This window comes from Marinobacter alkalisoli (assembly GCF_045449855.1).
In the GTDB taxonomy this organism is placed as follows: domain Bacteria; phylum Pseudomonadota; class Gammaproteobacteria; order Pseudomonadales; family Oleiphilaceae; genus Marinobacter.
In genome coordinates this window covers 1-20231 of the sequence record NZ_JBJJLC010000028.1, presented here as the reverse complement: position 1 = coordinate 20231, position 20231 = coordinate 1, and the positions used below count along the sequence as shown (strand labels likewise).

Here is a 20231-nt window from a genome sequence, read left to right as displayed (position 1 = left end):
CGCTAATCGTCGTCGAGTTCCCTCGGCGGGCAGTGATAGTCTTCCACCACCGTGCCCTCCTCGACGCTTTCCAGGTGAACGTCAAAACCCCACAAGCGATGGGCGTGCCGCAGTACCTCATCGGTTTCCTTGCCCAGCGGAACCCGATCGACCGGGATATGTCGCAGTGTCAGTGAACGGTCACCCCTGACGTCCACGTTCCACACCTGGATGTTCGGTTCCCGGTAACTGAGGTTGTACTGGCGTGCCAGTTTTTCCCGCAGGGCACGGTAACCGTCCTCGTCGTGAATGGCGGTGATGCGGTACACGTCTTCCTGGTCGTCGTTCTGGATCGAGAACAGTTTGAGATCCCGCATGACCTTGGGGGACAGGAACTGCTGGATGAAGCTTTCGTCCTTGAAGTTCTTCATGGCGAAATGCAGGGTTTCCACCCAGTCCGTGCCGGCGATGTCCGGGAACCACTGACGGTCTTCATCAGTGGGGTTTTCACAGATCCGCCTCAGATCCGTGTAGATGGAAAAGCCCAGGGTGTAAGGGTTAATGCCGGAATACCACGGGCTGTCAAAGGGCGGCTGGTAGACCACCGCCGTATGGCTTTGCAGGAATTCCAGCATGAAGCCGTCATTGACCAGGCCTTTCTCATACAGGCTGTGCAGCAGGGTGTAATGCCAGAAAGAAGCCCAGCCTTCGTTCATCACCTGGGTCTGGCGCTGGGGATAGAAATACTGGGCCAGCTTGCGCACGATGCGGATGATTTCCCGTTGCCAGGTTTCCAGCAAGGGCGCGTTTTTTTCGATGAAATAAAGAATGTTTTCCTGCGGGTCCTCCGGGAAGCGTTTTTTGCGCCCTACCGGATCGTCGTCATCGTCCATTTTGGGAATGGTGCGCCAAAGGTCGTTGATGCGACGTTGCTGGTATTCCTCCCGTTCCTTCTGGCGCCTTGATTCTTCTGCCGCTGAAATCGGCGCTGGCCGTTTGTAGCGGTCGACGCCATAGTTCATCAGTGCGTGGCAGGAGTCGAGAACTTCCTCCACGGCATCCAGCCCGTAGCGCTCCTCGCACTCGGCGACGTAATGCCGGGCAAAGACCAGGTAATCGATGATCGCACTGGCGTCGGTCCAGGTGCGGAACAGGTAGTTGCCCTTGAAGAAGGAGTTGTGTCCATAGGAGGCGTGGGCAACCACCAGCGCCTGCATGGGCAGGGTGTTTTCCTCCATCAGGTAGGCGATGCAGGGGTTGGAGTTGATGACGATCTCGTAGGCCAGGCCCATCTGGCCGCGCTGGTAACCCTTGGACGTGCTCAGGAACTGTTTGCCAAAGGACCAGTGATGATAGCCCACCGGCATACCCACGGAGCTGTAGGCGTCCATCATCTGCTCGGCGCTGATGACTTCAATCTGGTTCGGGTATGTATCCAGGCCGAATTCTTCGGCGCACTTGGCGATTTCCTCATCGTATTGCCGGACCAGATCGAAGGTCCATTCCGAACTGGTGGATATCGGCTCCGTGGCTTTCGGTTGATCTTGGTCCGGAATGTTCGGGCGGTCGATGATGTCGCTCATGCGGCTCTCCTCTCGAACAACTGTCGGAACACCGGGTATATCTCACCGGGGTCGGCGATCTGTTGCAGGGCAAAGCTCTGGGGGAACTGCTCCTGGATTTTCTCGTACTCGTACCAGAGCATCTGGTGATCCTGCGGGGTGATCTCCACATAGGCAAAGTATTGCACCAGGGGCAGGAGATTTTCCGACAGAATCTTGCTGCACACAGGCGAGTCGTCGTTCCAGTTATCCCCGTCCGACGCCTGGGCGGCGTAGATGTTCCACTCACTGGGAGAATAGCGGGATTCGATAATCTTGTGCATCAGCTTAAGCGCACTGGACACAATCGTGCCGCCGGTTTCCCGGGAATAGAAAAACTCCTCCTCGTCCACTTCCTTGGCACTGGTGTGGTGGCGAATGAAGACCACTTCAATCTTCTTGTAGTTCTTCCTGAGAAACAGGTACAAAAGAATGAAGAAGCGTTTGGCGATGTCCTTGTGCATCTGCGTCATCGAACCGGACACATCCATCAGGCAGAACATCACCGCGCTGGTGGCCGGCTGGGGTTGCTTGACGTGCTGCCGGTAGCGCAGGTCGATTTCATCAATGAAGGGAATGCGTTTTACATTGGCCTTGAGTCGCGCAATCTCCTCCTCAAGCGCCTGGACCTGATCATCATGGCTGAACGCCGCGTCCAGATCATCCGGGGCGGATTTCAGCGCCGCGAGTTGTTCTTCCAGATCACGAACCTTCTTCTTGCGGGCACCCCCCAGGCCAAGGCGTCGGGCATGAGCGCCCCGGAGGGAACGAACCACATCCAGCTTGGCGGGTATACCCTGGGTGGTGAACCCCGAGCGGACATACTTGAACGCTTCGGTATCCTTGAGTTTCTTGCGGGCGAGGTTGGGCAGTTCCAGGTCATCGAACAGGAAGTCGAGAAATTCCTCCTGGGTAATCTGGAAGGCAAACTCATCCATGCCTTCCCCGTCCGGACTTGCCTGACCCTGTCCTTGCCCCTGGCCGCCACCGCCCTGGGGTTTGGGCAGGGTATCGCCGGCAACGAATTCCTTGTTCCCGGGGTGAACAACCTCACGGTTGCCACCCTGGCCGTGATGAAAAATGGGTTCTTCAATGTCCCGAGAGGGGATGCTGACTTTCTCACCCCGCTCAATATCCGTAATGGAGCGGCGCTGCACTGCGTCAGCCACCGCTTTTTTGATGTGATGCCGGTAGCGGCGCAGGAACCGCTCCCGGTTCACTGCGCTCTTGTTTTTGCCGTTCAGGCGACGGTCGACTATGTGGGTCATACCCATAGTTTTACTCCAGTTCAGTGAACACTCACTGACTTAGTGAGACTTGCGGACGCGCAGGTACCATTCGGCCAGCAGCCGTACCTGTTTCTCCGTGTAGCCTCGATCGACCATACGCTCGACGAACTGCTTGTGCTTCTTCTGATCTTCCTGGCTGGCTTTCGGGTTGAAAGAGATAACCGGCAGCAGATCCTCGGTGTTGGAGAACATTTTCTTCTCAATCACGCTGCGCAGCTTCTCATAGCTGAGCCAGGAGGGGTTGCGCCCCTGGTTGTTCGCCCGCGCCCGCAACACGAAGTTGACCACCTCGTTGCGGAAGTCCTTCGGGTTGCTGATGCCGGCCGGTTTCTCGATTTTCTCCAGTTCGTCGTTGATGGCAGAACGGTCGAGAATTTCGCCGGTTTCCGGATCCCGGTATTCCTGGTCCTGAATCCAGAAGTCGGCATAGGTCACATAGCGATCGAACAGGTTCTGACCGTATTCGCTGTAACTCTCCAGATACGCGGTCTGGATTTCCTTGCCGATGAACTGGACGTAGTGTGGCGCCAGGAATTCCTTGATGAAGCGCAGGTAGCGCTCCTGATTTTCTGGCTGGAACTGCTCCTGCTCAATCTGTTTCTCCAGGACATACAGCAAGTGGACCGGGTTGGCCGCCACTTCCGAGGTGTCGAAGTTAAACACCTTGGAGAGAATCTTGAAGGCAAACCGGGTCGACAGACCGTCCATGCCCTCGTTGACCCCGGCCGCGTCGCGGTACTCCTGCATCGATTTCGCTTTCGGGTCGGTATCTTTTATGTTCTGGCCATCGTAAACCCGCATCTTGGAGAAGATGCTGGAATTCTCCGGCTCCTTGATCCGCGACAGAACCGAGAACTGGGCCAGCATGTCCAGAGTATCCGGTGCGCAGGGCGCGCCGGCGAGGGAGCTGTTCTTGAGCAACTTTTTGTAGATCTCGATCTCTTCCGATACCCGCACGCAATAGGGCACCTTGACGATGTACACCCGGTCAAGGAACGCCTCGTTGTGCTTGTTGTTACGGAAAGTCTGCCACTCGGATTCGTTGGAGTGGGCCAGGATAATGCCGTCAAACGGCACCGATCCCATGCCCTCGGTGGTGTTGTAGTTGCCTTCCTGGGTTGCTGTCAGCAGCGGATGAAGCACCTTGATCGGCGCCTTGAACATCTCCACAAATTCCAGCAGCCCCTGGTTGGCGCGGCACAGACCACCACTGAAGCTGTAGGCGTCCGGATCATCCTGGGAGAAATCCTCCAACATGCGGATATTCACCTTGCCCACCAGGGCGGAAATATCCTGGTTGTTGTCGTCGCCGGGTTCGGTCTTTGAGACACCTACCTGGTCGAGTACCGAGGGATATTTCTTCACCACCTTGAACTTGCTGATGTCTCCGCCGTATTCGTGCAGGCGCTTCACCGCCCAGGGCGACATGATGTTCTGAAAATACCGCAGGGGAATATTGTACTCTTCCTCCAGAATCGGGCCATCCTCGTCCGGATCAAACAGCCCCAGGGGGGACTCATTCATCGGTGAGCCCTTGATGGCATAGAAGGGGACCTTCTGCATCAGGAACTTGAGCTTTTCCGCCAGTGAGGATTTGCCGCCGCCGACCGGCCCCAGCAGGTAAAGAATCTGTTTCTTCTCTTCCAGGCCCTGAGCGGCGTGGCGGAAGAACGACACAATATTTTCCACGGCTTCTTCCATGCCGTAGAAGTCGGAGAATTCAGGGTAACGTTTGATAACCTTGTTGGAAAAAATGCGTGACTGTCGGGAGTCACGGGAAGTGTCGACTAACTCTGGCTCGCCAATGGCTAGTAACATCCTCTCCGCGGCAGTGGCGTATGCCGTTGGGTCCTTTTTGCAGATCTCCAGGTATTCCTCAAGGGTGTATTCTTCCTCTTGAGTTGATTCATACCGGTCTTTGAAGTGCTGCACAATGCTCATAGATGGCCCCTCGCTCGCTGTTCTTCAGCATTCAGTTCACGCAATATCCCCGTTGCAGTCGGCGCCGCCAACCTGGGCGGTGTGTCTGGTTATTAGTGGAAGAAATGGATACTTCAAACCGATTTACGGTGCGCGGCCGATTTCGGTTTGGTTACTTTGAGCTTAGTTCACGCTCGGAAACTTGGACAGTTGGATTTTGCTTTAGGTTCATTAAATTGTGTTGTGTTTGTGTTCTTGTTTGTGGGGGGAGGGAGCACGGGGGGAGGTCTTTCTAAAAAACTCCGCTTTAACTCGCTTTGCTCAGACAGGCGGTGTTTTTTAGAAAGACCTCCCCCCATACTCCCGTAAACCAAGGGGGTAAACTGGACAAAAGATAACGCGAAATGGCGGGCACAATGGCTTGGAGTACGAAGAATGGCGAGTATACGTAACAGGTCAGACGAGGCGGATATGGGGGGTACCTTTTTTAAAATGACCGCCTGTCTGAGCGAAGCGAGTTCAAGCGGCCATTTTCAAAAAGGGTACCCCCTGTAGCCGCCGATCCCCCACCATTAACAGGCTACTTTTTAACGAGCCGAAACACACTCTCAGTAGCCCCGGCCAGCCCCTTGCGCTTGGTAAACGGATGATCCTTGGCCAGGGTGTTGGTCAGGATATGTTCGATGTCGTAGTCGTCGGAATAGAGCTCCCGGACCTCCTCATCGCTGACGTTGAATGGCGGCCCCTTGATCTCGGTATCGTAGTCCAGAGTGATCAGCAGGATGCGGGTACCGTCGGGGATAACCGCCGTCAGGTGCTCCACATACTCCTTGCGCATTTTCGGGGGCATGGCGATCAGCGCGGCGCGGTCGTAGACCAGACGGATGTGTTTCAGGTCATCGGGCACCAGCTGGAAAAAGTCGCCGCACCAGAGTTCCAGATCATCGTTCTTGAAGCGGGTAAACGGCTCGCCCGGTCGAACCAGGGCCTTCTCGCCGGCTTCCTCAAAGAAATCCTTACAGGCAATATCGCTCAGCTCCACGCCAATGATGGGATGGCCGCGATCGTGCAGCCACCACATATCGTGCGCCTTGCCACACAGCGGAACGAACACCGCCGGTGTGCCTTCTCCCGCCAGTTCCGGCCAGTGGTCGTGAAGATAGTTATTGATCGTCCCCTCGTGGAAGCCGATTTCCTTCTTTGCCCAGCGTTCGTGCCAGAATTCGTGTTCCATCGTCTACCCATCCTTACAATTGGAGGTTTTTCTCAGTCTATCCTAATCTGTGGCTTTCTTGGTTAAGGAGAAACGAATGAAAGCGGTTTTCCTCGATGCGAGTACCCTTGGAAACGACGTCGACCTGACGCCTGTCGAAACCGTTGCCGGCGGCCTTGTAAAGCATGAACGGACGGCGCCTGAGCAGGTGCTTGAACGGATTCAGGGCTTCGATACCGTTGTAGTCAACAAGGTCGTCCTCACGCGTGAACATTTTGAGGCCTGCCCGGAAATTGAAACCGTAGCCGTAGTAGCGACCGGACTCAATAATATTGACCAGAGCGCAGCCAAAGAACACGGTATCCGGGTGATGAATGTCACCAACTACGGCCGTTCCACCGTGGCGCAGCACACCATGGCGCTGATGCTGGCACTGGCGACGCGAATGCTGGACTACGACCGGGATGTACGGGCCGGGCGTTGGGGGCAAAGTGCGATGTTCTGCCTGATGGATCATCCGATTATGGAGCTTGAAGGTCGCACCCTGGGTATCGTTGGTTACGGAGATCTGGGCCAGGGTGTCGCGGAGCGGGCCAGGGCTTTTGGTATGAAGATCCTGCTGGGCGCACGCCCGGGGCAGGAGCGGAGCGAGGTGGACGGATACCCCCGGGTACCGCTGGACGAGTTGCTGCCGCAGGTAGATGTGCTGTCGCTGCATTGTCTGCTGACTGATGAAACCCGCAACCTGATCGGCGCCGAAGAACTGAAGAAAATGAAGCGTGATGCGCTGCTGATCAACACCTCCCGGGGCGGGCTGGTGGATGAACAGGCGCTGGCGGACGCACTGAGAGCCGGAACCATCGCCGGTGCAGGCTTTGATGTGCTGACTGAGGAGCCGCCCCGCCATGGCAATCCGTTGCTGGCGGATGACATTCCCAACCTGATTGTGACGCCGCATTCTGCCTGGGCGAGCCGGGAGGCAAGGCAGAGGATCGTTGAGATTACGGCACGCAATCTGTCCTCTGTCTGATATATCGGGTACTCCCCCCTTACTCACCCCCGAAAAAACGACAGCCGTATGACGCGGCTGCCGTTCCCTGTTGCTTAAACTGCCAGTGAAATGCCCCAGATGAGGGCATGTATGTCACTAACGCTCAACAATAACAACAGGGCGACACCTATGATCAGACCCATCCTGGCGCTTGCGCTTTCTTCCGCTCTCTTTTCCGTGCCGGCTCTGGCCTTTGAGCGCGACGAGCTGCTTATCTGGATCAACTCCGACAAGGGGTATCAGGGCCTGGCCGATGTAGGCCGGCGCTTCGAGGCGGAAACCGGCATTCCGGTCACCGTGGAAACCCCGGACGATCTCACGTCCGAGTACGATCACTACGGCTATTCATCAAGGGCGCCGGATATTGTCATCTGGCCCCATGATCGCTTTGGTAGCTGGATCAACGAGGGGCATCTGCGGCCCATCGAACCTTCGGAGCAGGTTCGTGAAACCATCGCCCCCTTCGCCTGGCAGGCGGTTTCTGTGGGGGAGCGGGTGTATGGCTATCCAATTGCCCTGGAGGTGGTCAGCCTGCTCTATAACAAGGACCTCGTGGCAAACCCGCCCGCCACTCTGGAGGAGGTAAAAGCCGAGCATTATCGGTTGAGTGGCCAGGGCATTGAGGCCATCTCCTGGGATTACAAAAACGTGTACTTTTCCTGGCCGGTATTTGCCGGTTCAGGCGGTTACAGCTTTGGCCTGGCGAACCAGGTTTATGACCTTTCCAATGTGGGGGTGGGCACCGATGGCGCCATCACCGCGGTGGCGGGCATCAAGGATCTGCTGGATTCCGGCGTGCTGGCGAAGGATGCGGATTATGGCTCGATGATGGATGGCTTCAAGGCGGGCGAGACAGCCATGATCATCAATGGCCCCTGGGCCTGGAGTGAGATACGGGATGCCGGCATCAATGTGGGCATTGCCGATGTGCCCACGACCACGGGTGACCCCGGCAAGCCGTTTGTGGGTGTGCTGGCGGCTGGCATCAGTGCCGTCTCAACCAATCAGCAGTTGGCCAGGCAGTTCCTGGAGGACTACCTGCTGACAGAAGACGGCCTGCACGCGGTGAATGACGACAAGCCGCTGGGTGCCGTGGCCCACCTGTATGTGGTGGAAACCCTCAGTGAGGACCCGTTCATCGATCACACATTCCGTTCCGCCAGCCGCGGCGAGATCATGCCCAACATCCCTGAGATGAAACGCTTCTGGGACCTGATGACCATCCGCTTTGCCGGCATGCTGGATGGCGAGTACCCCATAACCTCCACACTGAATGAGGCCGCCGACCGCCTCAGGCGGCTGGATGAAATGCGGGGCTGGACGCGCCGGCACTATGTGACAAACTGAGCATCCGTAACTGACACGAAACCGCTAGTAAAAGCCACGCAATCGGCCATACTTTGTTGTGATTTGGTATCTGACTGATAATCTGTACAAAACATTGGCAAACAGGATGTTGTGTGGCTTCTTTTCAACTGAAAGACCGGCTTCAGGCCGCAGAAAAGTGGATTCTCGCCAATCCCAACCCACCCCAGCACTGGCCGTGGACCTGGCTCTATAAAACCGGGCGTAGTCTGTACGCGCTGATCCGGGATGTGGTCAGTGGCAACCTGACGCTGCACTCCATGAGCCTGGTGTACACCACGTTGCTCAGTATTGTGCCGCTGCTGGCCCTGAGCTTCTCGGTGCTCAAGGCTATGGGGGTCCACCAGAAAATGGAGCCCTTTCTGTTCCAGTTCTTTGAGCCCATGGGCCCCCAGGGGCTGGAGATTGCCGAGCAGATCCTGAGTTTTGTCGACAACATGAAAGTCGGGGTGCTGGGGTCCGTGGGGCTGGCGTTGCTGGTGTATACGGTGATTTCGCTGGTCCAGAAAATCGAGCGCTCCTTCAACATGATTTGGCGTGTGCCGGACATGCGCTCCATGGCGCAACGGTTCAGCAATTACCTGAGTGTGATCATGGTTGGCCCCCTGTTGATGGTGTCCGCCATCGGCGCGACCGCCACCATTTTCTCTTCAGACTTCGTGCAGACACTGGTCAGGATTGAACCGTTTGGTTCGTTGATCCTTGTTGTCAGTCGATTTACACCTTTCTTCCTGGTGGTGGGAGCATTCACCTTCGTTTATGTGTTTATTCCCAACACCCGGGTCAAACTGCGTTATGCCTTTATCGGTGGCCTGGTGGCAGGGGTGTCCTGGCAAGCCGCGGGGATGCTGTTCGCATCCTTTGTGGCAGGCTCCGCCAAGTATGAGGCGATCTATTCCAGTTTCGCCATCGGTATCATTCTGCTGATCTGGATTTATCTCAACTGGATGATTCTGCTACTTGGCGCCAGTTTATCGTTCTACCTGCAGAATCCCGGTTCGGTGGCAAAGCGCCATCAGGTGCAGCTGTCTCCCGAGCTGCAGGAAAAAGTGGCCCTGGCGTTGATGTGGATGGTCGCCAAACCGTTCAGTGAAGGTAAGCCGGCGCCTCAGCAGGAGTGGCTGGAGCACCAGTTGAGGGTGCCCGGGGAGGTAACCCGGGGAGTGAGCGACAAACTGATCCGTGCCGGATTCCTGACCCTGGCGGGCAGCCAGGGCGATAAGTTAACCCCGGGGCGGGCATTGAATCTGATCACCATCGGCAATGTGCTGGACGCTGTCCGTCACGATGAGGACCGGGTGGTGGATCGTCTGCCGGCGGTGTTGCCGTCACAGTTGCGGAACCGTGCCGCGGCGGATGGGTCAGAGACCTTTGCCGAACTGCTGGATGATAAGTCCTCCGGCGATACCCCCTGAGTCTCTTGTGAGGGGGCGTTGTCAGCCGTGGGGCTGATTGCCCCCGTCGAGCATCCGGATCAGAGCTTTGCGGACCCGGGCAAACTGTTCCTCGTCCAGGCGAACCAGGCTGAGTAGCTTTTCTTCCGCCATATTGCGCTGGTGGGCGTGACGGAGTGCTTCACGGGTGCCGATGATCATGCCGTCATTCAAAGGGGTATGGACCTGCCCGGGAGCGGGACGTTCCGCCGCCAGCAGGTACGCGTGGTATTTGGGTGGAAGGTTCCATTCATTGGCCAGTAGCTGGGAGGTTGTCCACTGATAGCGTGCCAGAGCGTGCCTTATGACAGCCGGTTCCGGCTCGATTCCGTACCGGTTGGCGCGGCAGATACGGTGGATCTCCCGCCGCAGGGTGATGTAGGACAGTGCCGGCAGGAGTCCAACGATGAAATGTGCGCTGGTGTCCTGGCCCTGAATTCTTGCAATCAGTTCCGCCGAGCGCGCGCACGCCAACCCCCATCGCCAGACCCGCTGGGCAAACAGGGCCTCGCGGCTGTTACGGGCGACCATCATCGGCCGCATCACTGCGGCTGAGATGACATTCCGGATACCATCAATACCAAGCACAAATACCGCCTGGTCTACCGACTCGATGGACTGATCTCCGGGCCGAAAGTAGGGGCTGTTGGCGATCTGAAGCAATTGGTCGGTCAGGGCCGGATCACTGAGGATAATATCGGCCAGACGGTGACGATCGGAGGATTCATCGGACAGGGCCCGCATCAGCATGGGGAGTGTCAGCGGCTGGCGGGGCAGTTCTTCCAGAGTCTGGTTGTGGAGGCGGTTCTCAAGCTGGCTCAGGATAGTGTTGAGGGCTGGTGCGCCAGCCTTGAGTGCAGAAGGCGGTGAGTCAAGCAGCCAGCAGAACAGGTGACTCTCCAGATTCTGAATCAGGAGAGTGTCTTGTTCCGTGGTTGGCGTATCGTCTGTGACCGGGTTGAACAATCGTGGTTCGGCACCCTGAGGCTTTGGTCCGGCAGAAGAGAACAACTCTGATATCCAGGAGATAAAGCCTGGCATCCAATGCCTCCAGGTAGATCGGTCGTCAAAGGGTACGTACCCGCTACCTGCCAGTATAGAGGCCTCACTGCTTTATGCACAGGAAAACGCCCCGGTCAGCCCAGGGCGCCACCGAATACAAAGACCAGTTGGCCGATACCGGCGACCATGCCAAGGAATGCACCCACCAGGATGAGTTTGATTTCGTCTTCCTGGAAACAGGGCCGAAGCAGGTCCTGGAATTCTTCCGACGACAGCGCAATCATCCGCTCTACCATGATGGATTCCACTGCCCGGGCCCGGTCTTTTTCGAACATCGGGTTGTTGAACGAGGACTGGGAAATCTCGATGGCTTTCAGTCCCACTTTGTTCTTCAGGGTGGCAAACCCGGTGGGACCAAATGCCATCTGAGTGAGAGCCTTGCCCATGCCAGCGGTTTCATCCACCAGCGGTTTGATGTGTTTTTTCACCATGTTGCGGGCGCGACCACCTTTGGGGCCTTCAATGATGGCGTTGATGATGTTGCCGACCGTCAGGATCTCGTGGGTGACGATGTGGCAGAAGGACTCTGCCACTTCCTGCTGGCGTTTGAGGAACAGTCCCTGGAATCGTATCGGTCCGATTTTCTTTTCGTGCAAGGGTCGGAAAATCACGTTCAGTGCGATCCAGTTGGTGGCGTAACCGACCAGCAACCCGAAGAACGGTAATACCCACCAGCTCTGGTAGAAGTACCACACTGCCATTTGCACCAGACCGAACAGGAAGCCGAAGTAGAGGCCGGAATTGACGATAAAGCGAAACTCTACCTCGCCGCATTCCAGGAATATCCGGTTCAGCAGCTGCTTGTCCTTGGCCAGGCGGTCGATGACCATGCCCTTGATGTCCAGCAGGTCTTCGATGTTGTCGGAGATATCATCGACCAGATTATCGACCAGTTGGGGCGTGGCCTTGCGAACCCGGTCGTAGACCATGTTGCGGGCAGAGGAGGGCAGGTTTTCCCAGAATGTGGGGTATTCCCGCAGCATCATTTCGTCGACGTATTCTTCAATACGGGGGTCCGCGGAATGCACGATATGCGCGGCCAGTACCTTGGGGTCGATCTGTTGGAAGATTTCGTCGACGGTGCCGATTTTGGAGATGGTTGCATCCACGCTGATGGCGGCCATTTTCCGGGCCTTGGAGGGGATGATGCCCTGCCAGCCGAGTAATGGGGGTTTGCCGATGAACTCCAGGGGATAAAAGGTCATCTTGATGGCAAGCCAGTTGGTGGTCCAGCCGATCAGTGCGGCAATGACCGGGATGCTTAGGTATTGCCAGAATTCGGGATTGGTAAACAGACTTGTCATCCGGTACTCGCGTTTGTCGTTGTTGGTGTTTTGGTGCCTGCTGCCTGACGGGTCGGGTTCTCCAAAACACGCTCAAGTACGTCCATGTAGCGCTTGGGCTCCGCCATCCATGGCTCCGCACAGTTTTGGAGAACCCGACCCGTCACGCAGCCCAAACTACGGAGCGGCCCTCAACGGCTGTCATCCTCGAAGTGGATAATGTTGTCGGGTCGTTTCTCTGTCAATGACTTGCGCGCCATTGTTCGACGGCGGCACGGTCGTGTAAACCGATCACTTGCCAATATCACCCCATAGCCACTGGCACAGGGTAATAGCCGCGACCGGTGCGGTTTCGGTTCTCAGTACCCGGGGGCCGATGGCGACGGGCAGGAAGCCGCTGTTTTCGGCGGCGGTTATTTCTTCCGGGCTCAGGCCGCCTTCCGGGCCGATCATCAGGGCGACGCGGGCTGGTTTGTTCATGGAGTCCAGGGACTGTTCCGTGCGGTGGTGCAGGACCAGCCTCAGATTGCAGTCCGCGGTGTGTTCAAACCATTCCGCCAGGGTCATGACCGGGAGTATCTCCGGCACGCGGGCGCGGCCGCATTGTTCGGCGGCGCTGATGGCGACGGATTGCCAGTGGCGCAGGCGTTTTTCCTCACGGTCACCTTTGAGTTTTACATCGCAGCGCTCAGTCGTGAGTGGGACGATGCGGCTCACTCCCATCTCCACGGCTTTCTGCACAGCGTAGTCCATGCGGTCACCTTTGGAGAGGGTCTGACCGAGGACGATGTCCAGGGAGGATTCGGTGGCGTTGGCAGCCGGGGCTCCCACCTGGACTTCGACCTGTTTCTTGCTGGCGCTGGTGATGGTGGCAGGGTAGTCGTTGCCGTCACCGTTGAACAGCAGCAGTTCCTGGCCGGGCTGCATGCGCAGTACCCGGCCTACGTGTTGGGCCGCATTTTCGTCCAGCGCGGTTGTGCCGCCCTCGCTCAGCGAGGAGCGGGTGTAGATTCTCGGAACGCGCATGCTCAGTCCCTGACGGCGATCTCGATGCCTTCGGTCGCCACCTGACCAAGGTGGCGGATCTGCTCCTCGGTGATGATGTACGGCGGCATGAAATACACCACGTTACCGAGCGGACGAAGCAGGGCCTGGCGGGTGAGGGCGTGCTGGTAGACCTTGATGCCGCGCCTTTCCTGCCATGGGAAGGGGGTTTTGTCGGCCTTGTTCTTGACCATTTCCACGGCCAGTGTCATGCCGTGCTGGCGGATGCCGCCCACGTTCGGGTGATCTGCCAGGTGGGCTACCGAGTCCGCCATGCAGGCGGACAGGCGCTTGTTGTTTTCGATGACGTTGTCATCCCGGAAGATGTCCAGGGTGGCCAGGGCGACCGCGCAGCCGATGGGGTTGCCGGTGTAGCTGTGGGAGTGGAGAAACGCCCGCAGCGTCTCGTAGTCGTCGTAGAAGGCCTGGTACACGTCATCGGTGGTCAGCACCACGGATAGCGGCAGGTAGCCCGCCGTCAGTCCTTTCGACAGGCACATGAAATCCGGAGTGATGTCTGCCTGTTCGCAGGCAAACATGGTGCCGGTGCGGCCGAAGCCAACGGCAATCTCGTCGGCGATCAGGTGGACGCCGTAACGAGTGCAGGCTTCCCGCAATTTGGTGTGATACACCGGATGGTGCATGCGCATGCCGCCGGCGCACTGAATGAGCGGCTCCACCACGACGGCACAGATTTCCTCGTGCTTCTCGGCCAGCAGTTTTTCCATGGCCTCGAACTGGCGCAGGGCGTATTCCTCGTCGGTTTCGCCGGCTTCCTTGTTCCAGGCATCCGGAGAAGGCGCGGTCAGTACTTCCATCAGCAGCGGCTGATAGGTGTCCTTGTACAGTGCGACATCGCCAAGCGCCAGGGCGCCCAGGGTTTCGCCATGGTAGCTATTGCCAAGGTTAACAAAGTTCTTCTTGCCGGGTTGGCCCTGGTTCTTCCAGTAGTGATAGCTCATCTTCAGCGCGGCTTCGATGGCGGATGAACCGTTATCGGCATAGAAACATTTATTGAGGCCCGGAGGGGTGACCTCAATCAGGCGTTCCGAAAGGTTGACCACGGGCTCGTGGCTGAAGCCGGCCAGGATCACGTGCTCGAGTTTTCCGATCTGGTCCTGGATGGCTGCGTTGATGCGCGGGTTGGCGTGGCCGAACAGGTTGACCCACCAGGAGCTGACGGCATCGATATAGCGGTTGTTCTCGAAATCTTCCAGCCAGACTCCTTCACCCCGTTTCACCGGAATCAGTGGCAGGGTTTCGTGGTCTTTCATCTGGGTGCAGGGATGCCAGACGGATTTGAGGTCCCGTGCGACGAGATCGGCGTTGCGCATCTGTGAGTCTCCTATCGGCCCGGTAAGGGGTTCGGTAGTTGATGAATCAAAAGGTTCACCATGATACTTGGCAGAGGTGAGGCCTGCTAGTGCCCCGTCCGGTCCATTCGTCAACCCACTGGGCCAGACGGGACGCTAGAGTGAGAGCTGAATCACTCTGGCTACGCAGCCATCAGGGCCTGACCTGACGGCCAATGTTTGCAGGCACCTCCGCCGTAACAATCTCCTTATACTTTACGGAGGCCGTTATGGAACTGGAGCTGAAACACCCTTACGAGGCAGGCCTTGAGCAAGTGCTGGGCGCCTTCTTCGACGAGAGCCGCATCATTGAGAAAAACCGGAAGCTGGGTTCCCGAAATGTGCGTGTTGTGGAACTGAAGCGCGATGACATGTCAGCGAAGCTTGTGATAGAGCGCGAAATGATGACGTCCGCAGAAGTGCCGGGCATCCTGGCCAGCTTTCACCGTGAGTGGAACCGGGTGCGCCAGGAAGAACACTGGTTCCGCAAGGACGATTCCGAGTGGCACTGTGAATTCCGGGTGCGCATTGAAAATGTGCCCGCGAAGATTCACGGCATCATGAAGCTGAAAGGGTCGGCGGAACGTTGCACCAACCACGTCAGCCTGAACGTGCGGTGTGATGTGCCGTTGCTGGGCAAGAAGGTAGCCAGGTTCCTGGCGGAGGACTCCCGCGTCAAAATCGAGCAGGAATACGACGCCCTCCGCCAGTTGTTGTAGCCCCGGTCCTAATGCGCCAGCACCCGGGACAGGAACGCCTGGGTCCGTTCGTTTTGCGGGTTGTCGAAGACATCGCCAGGCTTGCCTTCCTCGACAATCTGGCCCTCGTGGATGTAGATAACCCGATCCGCCACTTCCCGGGCGAAGCCCATTTCGTGGGTTACCACCATCATGGTCATGCCTTCTTTGGCCAGCTCCCGCATAACGTCCAGCACCTCACCGATCATTTCCGGGTCGAGTGCTGACGTTGGCTCATCGAACAGCATCAACCGCGGTTCCATGGCCAGTGCCCGGGCGATGGCCACGCGCTGTTGCTGGCCGCCGGAGAGATGGCTGGGGTACTTGTCCGCCTGGCTGCCGATGCCCACGCGGTTGAGCAGGCGCTCGGCGGTGGCGTTGGCGATCACCTGGGAGGCGTTTTTCACCTTGATTGGCGCCAGCATGATGTTCCTTTTCACTGTCAGGTGCGGGAACAGGTTGAACTGCTGGAACACCATGCCCACTTCCTTGCGGATTTCGGCCAGAGATCTCGGATTGCCGCTCTTCGGTGCGAGCGGGTGTCCGTCCACTTCGAGCTTCCCGGATTCGAATTCCTCAAGGCCATTTACGCAGCGGATCAGGGTGGATTTGCCGGAGCCACTGGCGCCGATGATAACGACAACCTCGCCGGCTTCCACAGTAAGGTTGATGTCCTTCAGAACATGAAGTTTACCGAAGTACTTGTTCATGTTCTTCATTTGCACAATGTGTGTCATGGGTACCTTTCCTTCAGACAGAAGCCAGCCCGCGACGCTCAATGAGTCGTAGCAGTAGTGAGAGGGAGAGGGTGATCATCAGGTAGAGGCAGGCCACCACAAAGTAGACCTCAAAGGCTGTAAAGGTATTGGCAATGTAAACCTGACCCTGGCGGACCAGTTCACCGACACCGATGACTGAGAACAGGGAGGTATCCTTGATACTGACAATCCCCTGGTTGCCAAGCGGTGGAATCATGCGCCGGAAAGCCTGGGGCCAGATGATGGACCAGAAAGTCTGGGACCGGGAGAGGCCCAGTGACAGACCCGCTTCGGTCTGGCCCTTGTCGATTGACTGGACGCCGCCCCGCACGACTTCCGATATGTAGGCGCCGGAGTTGAGGGCAATGGCCGCGATGCCTGCGACCAGCGGATCGATCGGATTGCCAATCAGGTCGGGCAGACCGTAGAAGATAAACAGCACCTGGACGAGGATGGGGGTGCCGCGGAATATTTCGATATAGGCGGTTGCCGGCCAGCGCAAGAACCATTTCTTGTTAATGCTCAGCAGGCCGAAAATAATACCCAGCACAAAGCCGATGGCGAGACCGCCAAACGATATCAGCAGAGTGTAGGGAACCCCTTTTAGCAGGTAGGGAATGGAGTTTATGGCCGCTTGCCAGTCAAACTGAAACTGGAATTCCACAGTGGTTGTCTCCGTTGGATGGGGAGTTACCTGTCGGGGCGCCAGGCGCCCCGACTATGGTACCGGGACTGTTACATGTCTTCCGGCATTGGGCCGAACCACTTCTCGTAAATGGTTTTGTAGGTGCCGTCTTCCTTGATGGAGGCGAGCGCTTCGTTGACTTCATCGAGCCATTCACTGCCTTTCTTCAGTGCGATGCCATATTGCTGGCCTTCGTACAGCGGACCAACGGTTTTGACCTTGCCTTCACCCTTGGTGCTGGCGAAATACCCAACGTTGGGTGCGTCATAGAAAACCGCGTCCACAGCACGGGACATCAGTGCCATGTACATGTCGGAGCTGCCCGGGTAAGGGGTAACCCCGTCGTTCTCATCCAGGGTCTTGGTCAGGTAGTCATAGCTGGTGCTGCCGATCTTGGTGCCGATTTTCTGGCCGTTCAGGTCGTCCATGGTTTCCACGGAGTCGTTGTCTTCGCGGACCAGAATACGCAAACCGGAATCGTAATACGGATCGGAGAAATCAACGATTTGCTGGCGCTCTTCTGTAATGGTGATACCGGCGATGGCGATATCCACGTTACCCGTCTGCAGAGCCGGGATGATGCCATTGAAGTCCATGGTGTTGAGGTCAATCTCGAACCCGGCACGGTCAGCCACCTCACGGATGATTTCCATATCGAAACCGATCATCTCGCCGGTTTCCTGATCCATCATCTCGAAGGGTACGAAGCTGGGGTCGGTCACGACTCTCAGGGTTTCAGCGCTCACGGTTCCCGCGGCCACGGTCATCGCCAGTGTGGTCCCGAGGGTTTTCAGCCATTTCGTGCTCATGCTTTCTCCTTGTCTTCTTATGGAGCTCCGATTGCCCGGTAAGGCAAGCCAAAAGGCACGGTTGGTGACAGTGCCTTTCGGGGAGCGTTAGTGGAACTGCATCAAGTTCACTTTAGACCATTAACGGGAGAAATGCAGGAAATCAAATGCTTGGGGCGGAGGTGCTGCGAAGGAAGGGTTGTTGGATTACGGTCCTGCGGACCTAATCCAACCTACGGTCGAGGAGGAATCCCGTAGGTCGGATTAGGCCCAACGGGCCGTAATCCGACATTGGAAGGGCAATCAGAAAGCAATCTTCTCCCGCTCACCGATCCCCAGATTCTCCCAGATGCGAATGCTGGGCTGGGCCAGGTTCAGGGTATAGAAGTGCAGCCCGGGCGCGCCGGCCCTGAGCAGTTTTTCACACATCTCGGTCACCACTTCCTCGCCGAACTTGCGTATCGAATCGCTGTCGTCGCCGTAGGCTTCCAGCTGCTTGCGGATCCAGCGCGGAATTTCCGCGCCGCACATGTCGGAGAAACGCACCAGGTTGGAGAAATTGACGATGGGCATGATGCCCGGCACCACCGGAATGGTGATACCCATCTTCTCCAGGCGGTCGATGAAGTAGAAGTAGCTGTCCGCGTTGAAGAAGTACTGGGTGATGGCGCTGTTGGCGCCGGCTTCCACCTTGCGGGCAAAATTCTTCAGGTCTTCCTCGGCACTGCGGGCCTGGGGGTGATACTCCGGGTAGGCTGCCACTTCCAGGTTGAAGTGGTCGCCGCTGTGCTCACGGATAAACTCCACCAGTTCGTTGGCGTAACGAAGTTCACCGGCGGCTCCCATACCGGAAGGCATGTCGCCCCGGAGGGCGACAAGCCGGTCGATACCGTTCTCTTTATACAAATCCAGCAACTCGCCAATGTCCTTGCGGGTACCACCCACGCAGGACAGGTGCGGGGCCGTGGAGATGCCCTGCTTGTGCAGGCTCAGTACGGTTTCAATGGTGCGGTCCCGGGTGGAACCGCCGGCACCAAAGGTGACCGAGAAGAAATCCGGGTTCTCTCCGGCGAGCTGGTTTCGCACGTTCTGCAGCTTTTCCTTGCCCTGGTCGGTCTTGGGCGGGAAAAATTCAAAGCTGAAACGGCGCTTGAACTGTTTCTGGGATTCCATCTTGATATCCGATCAGTACTTGTAGCTTTCCGGCTTGTACGGGCCTTCGACCGGTACACCGATGTATTGGGCCTGCTCCGGGGTCATCTTGGTGATCACGCCACCAAAGCCTTCCACCATGGCGCGGGCGACTTCCTCGTCCAGCTGCTTTGGCAGAACCTGAACGTAAACACCCTTGGCGCGCGCGTCTTCCGGCAGATCAGCGAACTTGCGCTCGAACAGGTACATCTGGGCCAGCACCTGGTTGGCGAAGGAGCCGTCCATGATCCGTGACGGGTGACCGGTGGCGTTGCCCAGGTTTACCAGGCGGCCTTCGGACAGCAGGATCAGGTGGTCGTTGACGGACTTGTCGCGATACACCACGTGCACCTGCGGTTTGACCTCGTCCCACTCCCAGTTCTTGCGCATGTAGGCGGTATCGATTTCGTTGTCGAAGTGGCCGATGTTACACACTACGGCACCGCTCTTGAGGCCCTTGAGCATGTGGGCATCGCACACGTTCATGTTGCCGGTGGTGGTAACCAGCAGGTCGGTGTTCTGCAGCAGGTCCCGGTCGACGCTGGCTTCGGTGCCGGTATTGACGCCATTAACGTATGGGGACACTACTTCGAAGCCGTCCATGCACGCTTGCATGGCGCAGATCGGGTCGGCTTCGGTGACTTTCACGATCATGCCTTCCTGACGCAGCGAGGCAGCGGAGCCTTTGCCCACGTCACCGTAGCCGATGACCAGGGCTTTCTTGCCGGCCAGCAGGTGGTCGGTGGCGCGTTTGATGGCGTCGTTCAGGCTGTGGCGACAACCGTATTTGTTGTCGTTCTTGGATTTGGTGACGGCGTCGTTGACGTTGATGGCCGGCACTTTCAAAGTCCCTTCGCGCAGCATTTCCTGCAGGCGGTGCACACCGGTGGTGGTTTCTTCGGTGACACCGTGGCAGTTGGCCAGGATTTCCGGGTACTTTTCATGGAGCAGGGCGGTGAGGTCCCCGCCGTCGTCCAGGATCATGTTGGGTTCCCAACCGTCTACATCAGCACCGACGGTGCGCTCGAGGCACCAGTCGTATTCTTCGTCGGTTTCGCCTTTCCAGGCGAACACGGGAATGCCCTGGGCGGCGATGGCAGCTGCGGCCTGGTCCTGGGTAGAGAAGATGTTGCACGATGACCAGCGCACGTTGGCACCCAGTTCGATCAGTGTTTCGATCAGCACGGCGGTCTGGATGGTCATGTGAATACAGCCCATGATGTTGGCGCCTTTCAGCGGCTGCTCGGCTTTATACTTCTCGCGGAGCTTCATCAGGGCAGGCATTTCGCCTTCAGCGATTTTGATCTCTTTACGGCCCCAGTCGGCCAGGGTGATATCGCGGACTTTGTAGTCGTTGAAGCTGTTCAGTTTTTCTGCTGGAGTGCTCATGGTGTTCTCCTGTCAGTTCTGTTTTGGCCTCGGAGTTCGGGTTCCTCTGGCCTCTTGATTCGGGTGCCGCGGGAGTGGGGTTTTGCTTTCG

Annotated in this window: 17 protein-coding genes; 4 read left to right on the top strand and 13 right to left on the bottom strand. The window is 57.5% G+C overall.

Annotated features, from left to right (window positions below; translation table 11 throughout):
* Positions 1–2 precede the first annotated feature (2 nt).
* The 4 genes from ACJO5Y_RS11790 to tmpT all read right to left on the bottom strand — a co-directional run bounded on the left by ACJO5Y_RS11790 (position 3) and on the right by tmpT (position 6023).
* Entirely contained in the window at positions 3–1562 is a 1560-nt protein-coding gene (locus ACJO5Y_RS11790) for a SpoVR family protein (RefSeq protein WP_406987404.1), read from the bottom strand.
* Positions 1559–2854 carry a YeaH/YhbH family protein gene (locus tag ACJO5Y_RS11785; protein ID WP_406987402.1) on the bottom strand — a complete coding sequence of 432 codons (1296 nt, stop codon included), beginning with the start codon at positions 2852–2854 and terminating at the stop codon, positions 1559–1561. The genes ACJO5Y_RS11790 and ACJO5Y_RS11785 overlap by 4 nt, the downstream gene beginning before the upstream one ends.
* A 33-nt stretch (positions 2855–2887) precedes the next feature.
* A complete protein-coding gene (locus ACJO5Y_RS11780; RefSeq protein WP_406987401.1) occupies positions 2888–4810 on the bottom strand; it encodes a PrkA family serine protein kinase in 1923 nt (640 codons plus the stop codon).
* Between the two features lie 559 nt (positions 4811–5369).
* Positions 5370–6023 (bottom strand): thiopurine S-methyltransferase, encoded by a 654-nt coding sequence (gene tmpT / locus ACJO5Y_RS11775; protein WP_406987399.1) that lies wholly within the window; start codon positions 6021–6023, stop codon positions 5370–5372.
* Between the two features lie 76 nt (positions 6024–6099).
* Here tmpT and ACJO5Y_RS11770 point away from each other — a divergent pair, with 76 nt between their 5' ends.
* From ACJO5Y_RS11770 to ACJO5Y_RS11760, 3 genes are all read left to right on the top strand, one after another.
* Positions 6100–7032, top strand: coding sequence for a D-2-hydroxyacid dehydrogenase (locus ACJO5Y_RS11770; protein ID WP_406987397.1), 933 nt, complete (start codon positions 6100–6102; stop codon positions 7030–7032).
* A 150-nt stretch (positions 7033–7182) separates the two neighbouring features.
* A complete protein-coding gene (gene malE, locus ACJO5Y_RS11765; RefSeq protein WP_406987395.1) occupies positions 7183–8400 on the top strand; it encodes a maltose/maltodextrin ABC transporter substrate-binding protein MalE in 1218 nt (405 codons plus the stop codon).
* Between the two features lie 113 nt (positions 8401–8513).
* On the top strand, positions 8514–9833 hold the full coding sequence (locus ACJO5Y_RS11760) for a YihY/virulence factor BrkB family protein (RefSeq protein WP_406987394.1): 1320 nt from the start codon (positions 8514–8516) through the stop codon (positions 9831–9833).
* A gap of 21 nt (positions 9834–9854) precedes the next feature.
* Here ACJO5Y_RS11760 and ACJO5Y_RS11755 read toward each other — a convergent pair whose 3' ends face one another.
* The 4 genes from ACJO5Y_RS11755 to ACJO5Y_RS11740 form a co-directional block, all read right to left on the bottom strand.
* Positions 9855–10892: an HDOD domain-containing protein gene (locus tag ACJO5Y_RS11755; RefSeq protein WP_406987393.1), complete on the bottom strand. Its 1038-nt coding sequence runs from the start codon at positions 10890–10892 to the stop codon at positions 9855–9857.
* 95 nt (positions 10893–10987) lie between these two features.
* Entirely contained in the window at positions 10988–12217 is a 1230-nt protein-coding gene (locus ACJO5Y_RS11750) for a DUF445 domain-containing protein (protein ID WP_406987391.1), read from the bottom strand.
* A gap of 270 nt (positions 12218–12487) precedes the next feature.
* Positions 12488–13222 carry a 16S rRNA (uracil(1498)-N(3))-methyltransferase gene (locus tag ACJO5Y_RS11745; protein WP_406987390.1) on the bottom strand — a complete coding sequence of 245 codons (735 nt, stop codon included), beginning with the start codon at positions 13220–13222 and terminating at the stop codon, positions 12488–12490.
* Between the two features lie 2 nt (positions 13223–13224).
* Positions 13225–14574: an adenosylmethionine--8-amino-7-oxononanoate transaminase gene (locus ACJO5Y_RS11740; protein WP_406987389.1), complete on the bottom strand. Its 1350-nt coding sequence runs from the start codon at positions 14572–14574 to the stop codon at positions 13225–13227.
* Between the two features lie 248 nt (positions 14575–14822).
* Between ACJO5Y_RS11740 and ACJO5Y_RS11735 the strand changes: the two genes are divergently transcribed.
* Positions 14823–15311 (top strand): DUF2505 domain-containing protein, encoded by a 489-nt coding sequence (locus ACJO5Y_RS11735; RefSeq protein ID WP_406987388.1) that lies wholly within the window; start codon positions 14823–14825, stop codon positions 15309–15311.
* Between the two features lie 8 nt (positions 15312–15319).
* Here the strand turns inward: ACJO5Y_RS11735 and ACJO5Y_RS11730 are convergent, their stop codons facing one another.
* The 5 genes from ACJO5Y_RS11730 to ahcY form a co-directional block, all read right to left on the bottom strand.
* On the bottom strand, positions 15320–16066 hold the full coding sequence (locus ACJO5Y_RS11730; RefSeq protein ID WP_406987386.1) for an amino acid ABC transporter ATP-binding protein: 747 nt from the start codon (positions 16064–16066) through the stop codon (positions 15320–15322).
* A gap of 13 nt (positions 16067–16079) precedes the next feature.
* The gene (locus ACJO5Y_RS11725) at positions 16080–16751 is read right to left on the bottom strand and encodes an amino acid ABC transporter permease (protein ID WP_406987385.1); all 672 of its coding nucleotides are present in this window, start codon (positions 16749–16751) and stop codon (positions 16080–16082) included.
* Between the two features lie 71 nt (positions 16752–16822).
* Positions 16823–17581, bottom strand: a complete 759-nt coding sequence (locus ACJO5Y_RS11720) for a transporter substrate-binding domain-containing protein (protein WP_406987384.1) — start codon at positions 17579–17581, stop codon at positions 16823–16825.
* Positions 17582–17863: 282 nt separating this feature from the next.
* Positions 17864–18733 carry a methylenetetrahydrofolate reductase [NAD(P)H] gene (gene metF / locus ACJO5Y_RS11715; RefSeq protein WP_406987382.1) on the bottom strand — a complete coding sequence of 290 codons (870 nt, stop codon included), beginning with the start codon at positions 18731–18733 and terminating at the stop codon, positions 17864–17866.
* A gap of 12 nt (positions 18734–18745) precedes the next feature.
* Complete coding sequence (gene ahcY, locus ACJO5Y_RS11710) at positions 18746–20140, bottom strand: adenosylhomocysteinase (protein WP_406987381.1); 1395 nt, start codon at positions 20138–20140, stop codon at positions 18746–18748.
* Positions 20141–20231: the final 91 nt, after the last annotated feature.

Bases quoted from the DNA above. Each gene is read 5' to 3' on its own strand.
- ahcY (WP_406987381.1), bottom strand. From the start codon at position 20,140: ATGAGCACTCCAGCAGAAAAACTGAACAGCTTCAACGACTACAAAGTC.
- ACJO5Y_RS11755 (WP_406987393.1), bottom strand. From the start codon at position 10,892: ATGCCAGGCTTTATCTCCTGGATATCAGAGTTGTTCTCTTCTGCCGGA.
- ACJO5Y_RS11785 (WP_406987402.1), bottom strand. From the start codon at position 2,854: ATGGGTATGACCCACATAGTCGACCGTCGCCTGAACGGCAAAAACAAG.
- ACJO5Y_RS11750 (WP_406987391.1), bottom strand. From the start codon at position 12,217: ATGACAAGTCTGTTTACCAATCCCGAATTCTGGCAATACCTAAGCATC.
- ACJO5Y_RS11720 (WP_406987384.1), bottom strand. From the start codon at position 17,581: ATGAGCACGAAATGGCTGAAAACCCTCGGGACCACACTGGCGATGACC.
- ACJO5Y_RS11735 (WP_406987388.1), top strand. From the start codon at position 14,823: ATGGAACTGGAGCTGAAACACCCTTACGAGGCAGGCCTTGAGCAAGTG.
- malE (WP_406987395.1), top strand. From the start codon at position 7,183: ATGATCAGACCCATCCTGGCGCTTGCGCTTTCTTCCGCTCTCTTTTCC.
- ACJO5Y_RS11745 (WP_406987390.1), bottom strand. From the start codon at position 13,222: ATGCGCGTTCCGAGAATCTACACCCGCTCCTCGCTGAGCGAGGGCGGC.
- ACJO5Y_RS11730 (WP_406987386.1), bottom strand. From the start codon at position 16,066: ATGACACACATTGTGCAAATGAAGAACATGAACAAGTACTTCGGTAAA.
- ACJO5Y_RS11790 (WP_406987404.1), bottom strand. From the start codon at position 1,562: ATGAGCGACATCATCGACCGCCCGAACATTCCGGACCAAGATCAACCG.
- metF (WP_406987382.1), bottom strand. From the start codon at position 18,733: ATGGAATCCCAGAAACAGTTCAAGCGCCGTTTCAGCTTTGAATTTTTC.
- ACJO5Y_RS11780 (WP_406987401.1), bottom strand. From the start codon at position 4,810: ATGAGCATTGTGCAGCACTTCAAAGACCGGTATGAATCAACTCAAGAG.
- ACJO5Y_RS11740 (WP_406987389.1), bottom strand. From the start codon at position 14,574: ATGCGCAACGCCGATCTCGTCGCACGGGACCTCAAATCCGTCTGGCAT.
- ACJO5Y_RS11770 (WP_406987397.1), top strand. From the start codon at position 6,100: ATGAAAGCGGTTTTCCTCGATGCGAGTACCCTTGGAAACGACGTCGAC.
- tmpT (WP_406987399.1), bottom strand. From the start codon at position 6,023: ATGGAACACGAATTCTGGCACGAACGCTGGGCAAAGAAGGAAATCGGC.